An 11,875-nucleotide genomic window follows, 5' to 3' on the forward strand; every position below is an offset into this window, starting at 1 on the left:
GCCGAGCCCTTCGAGGTCCTGTGAGCCCGCCTCACTGGAAGTAAATAATCCACACCACCGCCAAGGTCCACACCCCCAAATTGGCCAGGAAGGGCACGTCCGTGAGCATGGTCTCGGTGGGGTTGCGGTGGCCGGTGCTCTGGTAGATTAGAAAAAGATAGCGGAAGATCCCGAACAAGACCATGGGGAGGGTGTAGATCAGATAGTCGGTGTGAAACTTCGCCACCGTCTCCGGGGAGACTGCATAGAGGGCGTAACACACTACCGTCGAGGCGGTGACCACATTGATCATCTGGTCGAGGAAGGGGGCGCTGTAGTGATCCAGCACCGAACGCTGGAGCCCCGCCTTGTCCGCCAGCAGCTTGATCTCGTGGCGGCGCTTCGAGAGCACCAGGAAGAGCGCGACGAAGATGGTGCACAGGGCCAGCCACCGGGAGACGGCGACGTCGATGGCGGCGCTGCCGGCGAGCACCCGCAGTACGAATCCCAAGGCGACGATGAGCACGTCGAGGATCACCACGTGCTTGAGTCCCAGGCTGTAGCCGGTGTTGAAGACCAGATAGAGAGCGAGGATGGCGCTGAAGGCTTTTCCCAGCCACAGCGAACCAGCCAACGCAAGGGATGCGAGAATCAGCGCCGCCACCACCGCCAGCGCCGGCGACAGGGTCCCCGCGGCCAGGGGGCGATGGCGTTTGAGGGGGTGCTGGCGGTCCGCTTCCCGATCCCGCAGGTCGTTGAATAAGTAGACCGCGCTGGCGGCGGCGCAGAACACCGCTAGGGCCAGGACGGCCCGCAGTACCACCAGAGGGTGGAAGAGCTGGCCGGCGAAGACCAGGGGCGCGAGGACGAAGAGGTTCTTCGACCATTGGACCGGTCGCAACGAGCGCACGAGGGGCAACAGCATGAACGGTATTCTACGGGGGATGGACGAGAAAGACAGCGCCGACGGTGAGGGGCGCGTCCCGAGCCCGGAGTCCGACGGGTCCCAGGAGCGGCTTCGGGATCGAGTCGACGGCCGGGTAGAAGAGCCGTGGGCCAAGGGCTGGCGCTGGGCGCTGGCAGCGGCGGTGCTGCTGTGGCTGGTGGTGGCGCTGCCCATGGCCTTCGGGGAGAGCACCTTCTTCGTCCGCGATGTCTTTTCCAATCACTTGCCCCACAAAGCCTTCGGTGCGGAGCAGCTGCGCCAAGGGCACATCCCCGCCTTCAATCCGGATTGGGGGCTCGGTCATGTGCACCGAGGCAATCCGTCGGTGCTGGCTTTCTACCCCGACAACCTGCTCTATCTGCTGCTGCCCTTCTGGAGCGCCTACAACCTGCACTTCGCCCTGCACTGGCTCCTCGCTCTATTCGCCATGATGACCCTGGCCCGGGTCTTGGGGCAGAGCCGGCCCAGTGCCGCCCTGGCGGGGATCACCTACGCGGGCTGTGGCTGGCTGCTTTCGACCTTGAGCTTCTACAACCTGCTGGTGGTGGCGGCCTGGTGGCCCTTGGTGATGGCGGGGGCGGTAATCGGGGGACGCCGCGGAGTGTGTTGGGGCGGCCTCGCCTGCGGCATGGCGCTGCTCGGCGGCGAGCCCATCACCGCGGTTCTTGGGCTCTTGCCGCTGTTGGTGGCGACGGTGCCCCGCCACGGCTGGCGCCGGGCCATCGGCCAGGGCTTCGCCATCGGCGCCATGGGCTTGCTCATCGCCCTGCCCCAGATCGTCGCCACGGCGCGCATCTACGGCATCAGCTTCCGCGGCGGCCACGGAAATATCGAGAGCCAGGTGGTCTCCTACTACCTGATGCTGCCGCGGCTGGTGGAGTTGATCTTGCCGCTGCCCTTCGGCTGGCCCGGCTTTCGCGGTCCTTTCGGAGTGTGGCACGCGGGTTACGCAGAGCGCCTGCCGTTCTTCATGTCCATCCACTTCGGCATCGTGGCCCTGGCCCTGGCGCTGGCGGCGCGGCGGCGGGGCTGGGGCGCGCTGGCGGCCAGCAGCCTGCTCATCGCCTGGCTCGGTGGCCAGATTCCCTGGCTGCTGGATACCGTGACCTTCGGCCTCTTCCGCTTCCCGGAGAAATTCCTCTTCTGGCTGGCGCTGAGCCTGCCGCTGCTGGCGGGCTGGGGCCTCGATCGGCTGCTCTCCGGTGGCGGGCGCTGGGTCCGGTGGGTGCGCTGGGCGAGCCTCGGCGCATTGGCCCTGTCGCTGTTGATCTGGGCGGTGCGGCCGGCGTTTCTGGCGCAATTCGAGCGGGCCGTGGCGCAGCGCCCCCATGCGGAGATGACGGTGGCCAGCATCAGCACCCAGACGCTCTTGCTGGCGGTGGCGCTGATGGTGATGGCGGGGCTTCTCTTCGGAGCCAGCTGGGGGATTCGGCGGCGGCGGGCAGTGGTCGTGCTGGCCTGTCAGCTGCTGGCCCTGGTGCAGCTGGCGCCGTTGGTCCAGACCGACGCCACCGAGCCCTACCGGGAGCCCGCCCCGTGGGAGCAGATCGTCGGCGAGGGGGCGGCGGTGATGGCCACCTCCATGATGCAGCCGCCGTGGCACCGGCCTTTGAACTATCCCCTGGCGCCCAGCGGTCCCCGCTCCATCAGCCAGCGGCTGCTGGCTCTCGATCTGCATCCCACCCCGGGAGTGCTCCACGGCTTGAGCTACCCCTTCGCCCTCAATCTGGAGGGCATGAACTCGGCGCTGTCGACCTTTCTCGAGGTCAACCTCAAGCGGCTGGATTGGCCTCAGCGAGTGAATTGGTTCCGCACCTTCGGCCTCGACTATGTGGTGGTGCAGGGGTTGGCGCCGGACGCCGAATCGGTGGCCGCCGACGAGGTGGGCCTGGAAGGGTTGGACTTGGTGGAGTCCGCCAACCGGGCGGGGCAGGTGAGCTGGTTGTTGAGGGTCCGGGATCCGGCGCCGGAAGCCTGGTGGCCGGAAGCGGCACACCAGCAGGTGAATCCCCGGGAGGCGGTGCGCTGGGTGAGCTTCGCCGACGATCCGGTGGCGGAGGTGGCCACGGCGGTGCCGGTGGATCAGCACCCCGGAGGTTCGGTGCGGGTGGTGGAGAATCAGCCGGACCGCATCATCCTCGACGTCACCAGCACCGGCGGTGTGGCGGTGGTGCGCCGAGCCTTCCAGCCACTCTTCAGCGCCCGGGACGAAGCGGGCAATCCGCTCCGCCTGGTCTCCGTCAACCTCCTGCTCATGGGCGTCGAGGTGCCCCCCGGCGAGCATCGGGTGACCCTGGCGGTGAGCGCCGTGCCGGAGCTCGCGGCCGGTGTCGTGGCCCTGCTGGCGGCAGCGCTGGCGCTCTGGGGGGCGCTTTCGGGAGCGCGGCGGCGAGAGCGCGACGGCGGTGACCACCGGTCGTCGAGCCAGCCTGATGACGGCCCTGGCGCTCCCGACGCGGCTCCGGCGGAGCGATGAGGCTGCCCCGCTGGAAGCTCTCCCCTCTGCTGTGGGGAGCGCCGTTTTATCTGCTGCTGCTCTTCGTGCTCTGGCCGGTGATTCAGGGCGCCGAGACCTTCTTCCTGCGCGACGCCTTCAACGCCCATTTGCCCCTCAAGGCGGCCCAGGCCCACGCTCTTTCGGATGGGCGGATGCCGTTGGTGGCACCGGAGCTCGGCGGCGGGCAGCCGCTGGCGGGCAATCCCAATGCGGTGCCCTTCTATCCGGACAACCTACTCTATCTGCTGCTGCCGCTCCTCGGCGCCTTCAATCTCCATTTCTGGCTGCACTGGCTGTTGGCGCCCTGGGGAGTCTACTGGCTGGCCCGGGAGTGGGGTCTGAGCCGGTCGGCGGCTTGGGGAGCAGGGGTGTTCTACGCCACCGGCGGATTCTTCGCCTCGCTGCTCAATTTCTACAACCTGGTGGCCGGAGCGGCGTTGGCGCCGGTGCTGGCGGCGGCGTTGCTGGCTTATTCGAGTTTGGCTTATTCGAGTTTGGCTGATTCGAGTGCGGCTACCTCGGGTTTGGCTCTCTCGGGCTCAGACGCGAAGTCGCGCCGGCGGTGGATCTTTGCGGCATTGGCCGGCAGCTGGGCGCTGCTGTTGGTGGCCGGCGATCCGGCCACGGCGGTGGTGGCTTTGGGGCTGGCGGTGGGCGGAGTCTTGCTGCGCCGGGGGCGGGAGGCCTTGCGGCTGCGGATTTGGGGAGCCCCGGTTGTGGCTCTGGCAGGGGGTACGCTGCTGGCGGCGCCCCAGATCATCGAGTTCCTGCGCATTCTTCCCCTGTCCTACCGCGGCCATCGAGGTTTCTCGGAGAGCGGCCAGGTGGTGGGGAGCCTGCATCCGGGCCAGCTTCTGGAGTGGCTTCTTCCCTTCCTTTACGGCCGGCCGGATCGCATGCGGGAGGGGGCCTTCTGGGGCTATGAGCTCTACGGTGGCGACCCGCCCATCTTCTTTACCCTCTATCCGGGGCTGTTGGTGCTGGCGTTGGTGGTGCTGGCCTTGTTGCCGAGGCTGCGAAGGAAGAAGGAGGCAGGAACGGAAGGGCCGGAAGCGTCCGTGGCGCCGGAAGGCTGGCGTCCCTGCCGCCGGGCCGGACTGATCTTTGTCGGTGCGGGCTTCTTCCTCGCCCTCGGCGGCTTCAACCCTCTCTGGGGATTGCTGCAGAGCCTGCCCGGAGCAGGGCTGCTGCGCTACCCGGTGAAGCTTTGGCTGCCGGCGGCGGTGGGTCTGGTGTTGTTGGCGGGGGTCGGGCTCCAGCGGGTGCTCGACGAGCCGAAGGGGGCGGGCCGGCAGCTGCGGCACTGGCTGCTGGCGCTGGCCGCGGGCTACGCCGGCCTGTGGCTGCTGCTGAGCTTTGCGCCCCCGGCGGCGGCGTGGGTGCGAGCCGCCGTGCCCCGGGCCTTTGGCGACGTCTTCGTGGACAACGAGCGGCTGCGCTGGGCGGGGTTGGCTCTGCTGACGACGGTGGCTCTGGTTGTGATGGTCGTTGCCGTCTCGGCTCTGCGCCGGCGGCCGATGGTGGGAGGAGCGCTGTTGTTGGCGGTCCACGTCGCCACCCAGCTCTTCTTCCTCGGCCCTGCCCGGGCCACCGACGAGGCCGCTTACTATCGCCAGCCGCCACCCCTCCTCGAGCAGTTGCCGCCGGAGGCGCCGGTGCTCCACGGCTCCGCCGATGCCCTCTTCGGCCGCTACGATCTGCGCCGGGGGCGCTACCCGGACGCCTCGGCGCAATGGATCGAGCGGCGGATCTTTCGCGACCTCTACCCGGTGGCGGGGGTGCTGCACCACCGGCGCTACGAGCTCAATCTGTCGCCGGAGGGGTTGGGGTCCTTCTTCTCCCGGGTGGCTCAGGACGCGGTGCGGCGCAGCTCGGACGAGGAGCGCCTGCGGCTCCTGAGCGCCTGGGGCGTCCAGCGACTGCTGACCCACCGCCCCCTTGAGGTGGGAGCTGCGGCGCCGGTGCTGGCGGTGCAGCAAGGCTTCGGCGGCGAGCTGCGAGTCCACGCGGTGCCGGGGGCCACCGACGAGGTCTTCTTTGTCGCCGAGGTACGCACGGCGGCGGATATGGGGAGCGTGGTGGGGCTGCTGGTCTCGCCGTCCTTCGATCCCACCCGGACGGCGATCGTCGCGGGGGCGGGGGTGGATTCTGAAGCGATCCCGTCGAGCGCGGAAGACGGTGGTTCGAGCCCGAGTTCGAGCTCGAGGTCGAGGTTGGGCTCGGTGGAGATCCTGCGCCGCGAGGCGGAGCAGCTGGAGGTGCGGGTGAGCTCCCCCGAGGGTGGAGCGGTGGTCTGGCAGCGGGCCTGGTTGCCCCTCTACCGGGCGACGGTGGATGGCCGAGAGCAAACCGTGGAGGTGGCCAACCTCCACCGCATGGCGGTACGGGTGCCGGCGGGGGAACACGTGGTGCGCATCGCCACGGACCGACGGCCGCTCGCTCTGGGGACCGGGCTCAGCGCTCTGGGCCTGCTGTGGGTGGCCGGCTGGGCATGGTGGTTGGGGAAGGGCGCGGAGCAAGGGTCCGGAGGCAAGGGTGACGATCCTTCGGAGGCCTCCGGTTCGGTCTCCGATGGACCCTCCGAGGATGCTAGGATAGCCGCTCCATGAACGAATCTGCTCGTGCCCAACGTTCGCTGCGCAAGGTGCTGGTGGCCAACCGAGGCGAGATCGCCGTACGCGTTCTCCGCGGTCTGAAGGATCGCGGCATTCGCGGTGCGGTGGTCTACTCCGAGGCGGACCGCCGCAGCCTGCCGGTGCTGCTCGCCGACGAAGCCTATTGCATCGGCCCGGCGCCTTCCTCCGAAAGCTATTTGCGCGCCGACGCCATCGTCCAGCTGGCGAAGGAGATCGGCGCCGACGCCATCCATCCCGGCTACGGCTTCCTGTCCGAAAATGCTGACTTCGCCCGCGCCTGCCGCGATGCCGGCGTGATCTTCATCGGTCCCTCGCCGGAGGCCATCGCCGCCATGGGCTCGAAGGTGGAGAGCCGGCGGCTGATGATGGATGCCGGGGTGCCGGTGGTTCCCGGCGGCCGCGATCCCTTACCGGATTTGGAGGCCGCCAAGAAGGCCGCCGACGAGATCGGCTACCCCATCATGCTCAAGGCCGCCAGTGGCGGCGGCGGCAAGGGCATGCGCATGGTTCCGTCGGCGGACGAGCTGCCGTCGGCCTACCGCGCGGCCCGCTCCGAGGCTCGGGCGAGCTTCGGCGACGACGACGTCTATGCGGAGAAATTCGTCGTCCAGCCGCGCCACGTGGAGATTCAGATCCTGGGAGACGAATACGGCAAGGTCGTGTCCCTGGGAGAGCGGGAGTGCTCGCTCCAGCGGCGCCATCAGAAGGTGGTGGAGGAAGCTCCGTCGCCGGTGGTGGACGCCGACCTACGCCGGCGCATGGGCGAGGCGGCGGTGCTGGCGGCGAAGGCGGTGAATTACGTCAACGCCGGCACGGTGGAATTTCTCCTCGACGCCAACGGCGAGTTCTACTTTCTGGAGGTCAACACTCGCCTGCAGGTGGAGCATCCCATCACCGAGATGGTCACCGGCATCGACCTGGTGTCGGCGCAGCTGGATATCGCCAGCGGCTTGCCTTTGGGGGATCGCTTCGACGGCATCGAGCCCAAGGGCCACGCCATCGAGCTACGCCTCTACGCCGAGGATCCCTACCGCGGCTTCGTGCCCTCGCCGGGGCTGATCCGGCGCCTGCGCTGGCCCCAGGGACCGGGCATCCGGGTGGATGCCGGCGTCTACGAGGGCTCTGAGGTGCCCATTCACTACGATCCCATGCTCGCCAAGCTGATCATCTATGGCGCCGACCGCCAGCAGGCGATGCGGCGCATGGGGCGGGCGCTGGCGGAGATGCGCATCGAGGGCATCCGCACCACCACGCCGCTCTACGGCGCGCTGCTGGAGGACGAAGACTTCCTCGCCGGCCGCCTGGACAACGACATGCTCGATCGCAAGCTGGCTGCCGGCGAGCTCCAGCCGGTGGTCCACGAAAGGCTCGAGGACCTGCCCTTCATCGCCGCCGCCCTCGCCCATTTCGAGTACAGCGAAAGTCATAGCACCCGGAGCGAGACCCCCCAGGGGCATCGTTCCGGCTGGCGCCAATCCGCCCGCACGGCGCTGATGAGGAGTGGCTCATGGACCTGATCGTCAGCCAGGGAGATCGTCAAGAAGAAGTGCGCGTCGAGCGCACTCCCGAGGGCTATCGGGTGCGGGTCGGCGAGACGGAGTACCAGGTGGCGTCGGCGGACGCCGGTGCCGGTCTGCGCAGCCTGTTGATCCAGCGCCCCCATCAGGATTCGGGCGAGGATTTGATGGAGAACGGCGGCCATGGGGAGCACTACGAGGTCTCCGTCTACCGCCAGCGGGACTCCAGCTATCTGGTAGAGGCCGGCGGTTGCCACCCACCCTCCGCGCCGGTGAGCGTCGCCGATCCCTTGACCCACCTGGCTCGCGAGACCATGGCCGCCGCCGGCGTCGGCGGCACGGTGCAGGTCACCGCCTACATGCCCGGCCGGGTGACGGCGGTGCTGGTGGAGGAGGGGGCCGAGGTCACCGAAGGCCAGGGAGTGTTGGTCCTCGAAGCGATGAAGATGGAGAACGAGATCGCCGCGGAGAAGGACGGTACCCTCACCCGCATCCTGGTGGAAGAGGGGGCCGCCGTGGAAGGCGGTGACCCGCTCTTCGAGATCGAATAGCTCGCCGAGGCCCTTTCCATGGCCCTGTTCAGTAGCAAGAAGACCCCACTGCAATCCCTCCTCGCTGGCGATTGGCAGAACACCGACGAGCGCGACATCTTTCTCAAAGAGCTGCGTTCCTCCTCACCGCGGGCCGTCGAGCTGCAGCCTCTGCTCTGGCATACCGACCCGAAGGTCCGCACCACCGGTGCCGAGCTCTTTCTCGCCAAGCCCGACGGGGCGGCGGTGAAGGAGCTCCTGACCTCCTTTTCTCGCCGCCCTCCCCAGGCCCAGCAGGCGGTGATGCCGCTTCTGGGGCGGCTGCCGGCGGAGCTGGTCACCGGCGCCGTGGACGATCTCTTGAGCTCCGCCCAGGGCGCTGAGCAGGGCGCCGCTTGGGAGCTTGCTATGGCCCTACCGGGACAGCTGCGGGCGCGCTATCTGGAGCGAGGCCTCCAGGAAGCGCCGCCGGCGCTGCGGCTCAAGGCTCTGCAGCGGCTGACTCAAGGCGGCCAGGTCGAGCGCTATCAAAAGGCGGTGGCGGCGGCCACCAAGGTGCGCGACCCGCGGGTGCGCAAGGCAGCCCTGGAGGCGCTGGCAGCGGTGCGCTCCCCCGATGTGCTGCCGCTGATGGTGGAGCGGTTGGGCGACGGCGACGAGGCCGTGCGCGGGGTGGCGGAAACCTATTTGCGCCGCGTCGCCCAGGAGCAGCCGACGGCCATGCGCGAAGCCATGACCCGGCTGCTCACCCGCGGCAGTGACGACGCCCGTCATCTCGCCATGCACATCCTGCTCGAGTGCGGCTCGCCCCAGGAGGTCGTGCCCCACGTGCTGGAGCTTTGCCAGGGCATGGCGGGCTGGCTGCGCAGCCGGGTGATGGACTCGCTGCGCTCCGCCGGCGACAAAGTGCTCGGTGTGGCCCTGTCGCTGATGCAGCAGGCCGACTCTCCGGTGCGTACGGAAGCGATCATGATGCTCGCCGAAGGCTATGACGATCCCCGGCTGGTGGAGCCCTTCTGCCGTCTCCTGGGGGATCCCGACTGGTGGCTGCGGGTCACCGCCTGTCAGGTGCTGGGAAACCTCGGAGACACTCGCGCCGTACCGGCCCTGGTCAAGACCCTGGAGGATCCCGACACTCGCTGGGCGGCGGTGGACGCCCTGGCTCAGATCGGTGCGCCCCAGTCCTTGAAGCCCCTGAGCCAGCTGCTGCGGGATCCACGGCCGGAGGTGCGCATGGAGGTGCTCCAGGCCTTTTCGCGCTTCAACGACGAGCGCCTGGTGCCGGTGCTGCAATCGGTGCGGGACAAAGATGCGGACGCCGACGTGCGCGGCCGTGCCGCCGACATCCTCCAGCATATGGGCCAGCAGGCCAAGGCGGAGGGTGCTGCGGCGACGGACGCGAGCCGCCTCGCCAGCCCGCTGGACAAGCTGCTGCTGCGCATCCGTGAGATGGGTGCCAGCGATCTCCACCTCACCGTCGGCGAGCCGCCGCTGGTGCGGGTGGACGGCGTGCTGCGGCGCATGGACGGGGTGGGCAAGCTAGCACCGGAGCACACCCGCGCCTACGTCCAGAGCATCCTCGACGAGGGCCAACGACAAGAGCTGGAGAAGGACGGGGGTCTCGACTTCTGTCACGTCACCGAGGGTGTGGGACGCTACCGGGCCAATGCCTACGTCCAGCGCCGCGGCATCTGTGCTTCTTTTCGCGTCATCGCCAACACGCCGCCGAGCTTCGAGGATTTGCGCCTGCCCTACCGCCTCAAGGAGCTGTTGGACTTCCACCAGGGCATCATCATCATTTCCGGACCCGCCGGCAGCGGCAAGAGCACCACCCTCACGGCCCTGGCCAACCTGATCAACGACACCAAGCCGCTGCACGTGATCACCTTGGAAGACCCCATCGAATTCATTCATCCCATCAAGACCGCTCTGATCAACCAGCGCCAGGTGGGCCGCGATACTCGCACCTTCGCCACCGGCCTGCGGGCGGCGCTGCGAGAGGATCCGGACGTCATCGTGGTGGGCGATCTGCGCGATGCGGACACCATGGGATTGGCCCTCCAGGCGGCCGAGACGGGACATTTGGTCATCGCCACCCTGCACACCACCAGCGCGGTGCAGACCATCGACCGCTTGGTGGACAGCTTCCCGCCGGAGGAACAGGCGCAGGTGCGCACCTCCCTGTCGGAGAGCTTGAAATACGTGGTCTGTCAGCGCCTGCTGCCGCACAAGAGCGGCAAGGGCCGGGTGGCCATGTTCGAGATCATCAAGGGCACCCTGAGCATCGGAAACAAGATTCGCAAGAACGAGACCTTCCTGATTCCGGGCCTGATGCAGATCGGTATGTCCATCGGCATGCGCACCCGGGATCAGGCGCTGCAAGAGCTGGTGGACGCCGACCTCATCACCCGGGAGACCGCCGCCGGAATCGCGGACAAGCCGGCGCGTTTCGGCGCGGCGGCCGCCTCGGCAGCCTCTTCAGCGACGGCCGGAGGAGCCCCCTCATGAGCGACGGCCCCGCCCAACAGCAGCCCGCCCAGCAGCAGCCTGCACAGAAGCCGGCCCAGCAGACGGCCCAGCAGACGGCGGGTACCGCGCCCCCGGCGGCCCCCAAGACCGCTGCCGCAGGATCGCGGCGCATCGATCGCTTCCTCAAGCTCACCGCCGACCGCGGCGCTTCCGATCTTCACATCTCCTGCGGCCGCCCGCCCATGCTGCGGCGCTCCGGCAGGCTCGAGGCGGTGCGCTACCGGGTGATCGACGAGCGCGACTTCGAGGTCTTGATGAAGCCGGCGACGCCGGAGGCGAATTGGAGTCAATTCGAGGAGCGGGGGGACGCCGACTTCGCCTACGAGGTCGAGGGCTTGGCGCGTTTCCGCGTCAACCTCTTCCGCCAGCAGCGCGGCCCCGGGGCGGTCTTCCGGCTGATTCCCAGCCAGATCATGACCCTCACGGACCTCGGCTTGCCGGACAGCCTGCGCACCCTCCTCGACCTCAAGGCCGGCCTGGTGCTGGTCACCGGCCCCACCGGCTCGGGCAAGAGCACCACCCTGGCGGCGATCCTCCACGAGATCAACCAGCGCCGCCCGCTGCACTTCATCACCATCGAGGACCCCATCGAGTTCGTGCACGAGAACCACCGCTGTCTAATCAGCCAGCGGGAGCTGGGCACCCATACGCCGAGCTTCGCCCACGCCTTGCGCATGGCGCTGCGGGAGGATCCGGACGCCATCCTGGTGGGCGAGATGCGCGACCTGGAGACCATCGAGATCGCCCTCGGCGCGGCGGATACCGGCCTGCTGGTCTTCGGCACCCTGCACACCAACTCCGCCGCCAAGACCATCGACCGCCTGGTCAGCGTCTTTCCCGCCAGCCGCTCCGACGAGGTGCGGGGCGTGCTCTCGTCGGTGACCCGCGGCATCGTGGCCCAGCAGCTGCTGCCGCGCAAGGAGGGCGGCCGGGTGGCGGCGGTGGAGCTGCTGCTCACCACCCCGGCGCTGGTCTCCTCCATCCGCGAGGGCAAGAGCCACCAGATCCCGGACATCATCAGCGGCGGCAAGAAGCAGGGCATGGTGGCCATGGACGAGAGCCTGCGGGCATTGGTGGAGGATGATGTCGTCGAGCCCCAGGATGCCCTCGACAAGGCGCTGGACAAGGACTCCATGCGCCGCTTCCTCAAAGAGCGCGGTGCCGAGCTGGCGGCGGATATCGAAGAATAGAGTCCTCCTTCCTCATCCCGCGGTGCTCCGGCGGCGGGAACTTTTTTCCGG

7 protein-coding genes are annotated in these 11,875 nt (G+C 68.5%); 6 read left to right on the forward strand and 1 reads right to left on the reverse strand.

The window, feature by feature from the left end; translation table 11 throughout:
• Positions 1 to 31: 31 nt before the first annotated feature.
• The gene (locus tag SX243_02030) at positions 32 to 904 is read right to left on the reverse strand and encodes a decaprenyl-phosphate phosphoribosyltransferase (protein ID MDY7091731.1); all 873 of its coding nucleotides are present in this window, start codon (positions 902 to 904) and stop codon (positions 32 to 34) included.
• Here SX243_02030 and SX243_02035 point away from each other — a divergent pair.
• From SX243_02035 to SX243_02060, 6 genes are read left to right on the forward strand one after another with little or no spacing between them, the layout of a single operon-like run.
• A complete protein-coding gene (locus SX243_02035) occupies positions 903 to 3,401 on the forward strand; it encodes a hypothetical protein (GenBank protein ID MDY7091732.1) in 2,499 nt (832 codons plus the stop codon). The two genes, SX243_02030 and SX243_02035, sit on opposite strands and share 2 nt — an antisense overlap.
• Positions 3,398 to 6,031, forward strand: coding sequence for a hypothetical protein (locus SX243_02040; GenBank protein MDY7091733.1), 2,634 nt, complete (start codon positions 3,398 to 3,400; stop codon positions 6,029 to 6,031). The genes SX243_02035 and SX243_02040 overlap by 4 nt, the downstream gene beginning before the upstream one ends.
• Positions 6,028 to 7,575, forward strand: a complete 1,548-nt coding sequence (locus SX243_02045; protein ID MDY7091734.1) for an acetyl-CoA carboxylase biotin carboxylase subunit — start codon at positions 6,028 to 6,030, stop codon at positions 7,573 to 7,575. Before SX243_02040 ends, SX243_02045 begins: the two co-directional genes overlap by 4 nt.
• Positions 7,566 to 8,126 carry a biotin/lipoyl-containing protein gene (locus SX243_02050; protein MDY7091735.1) on the forward strand — a complete coding sequence of 187 codons (561 nt, stop codon included), beginning with the start codon at positions 7,566 to 7,568 and terminating at the stop codon, positions 8,124 to 8,126. Before SX243_02045 ends, SX243_02050 begins: the two co-directional genes overlap by 10 nt.
• Positions 8,127 to 8,144: 18 nt before the next feature.
• Positions 8,145 to 10,613 carry a PilT/PilU family type 4a pilus ATPase gene (locus tag SX243_02055; GenBank protein ID MDY7091736.1) on the forward strand — a complete coding sequence of 823 codons (2,469 nt, stop codon included), beginning with the start codon at positions 8,145 to 8,147 and terminating at the stop codon, positions 10,611 to 10,613.
• Entirely contained in the window at positions 10,610 to 11,824 is a 1,215-nt protein-coding gene (locus SX243_02060) for a type IV pilus twitching motility protein PilT (GenBank protein ID MDY7091737.1), read from the forward strand. The genes SX243_02055 and SX243_02060 overlap by 4 nt, the downstream gene beginning before the upstream one ends.
• Positions 11,825 to 11,875 lie beyond the last annotated feature (51 nt).

The organism is Acidobacteriota bacterium (assembly GCA_034211275.1).
In the GTDB taxonomy this organism is placed as follows: Bacteria; Acidobacteriota; Thermoanaerobaculia; order Multivoradales; family JAHZIX01; genus JAGQSE01.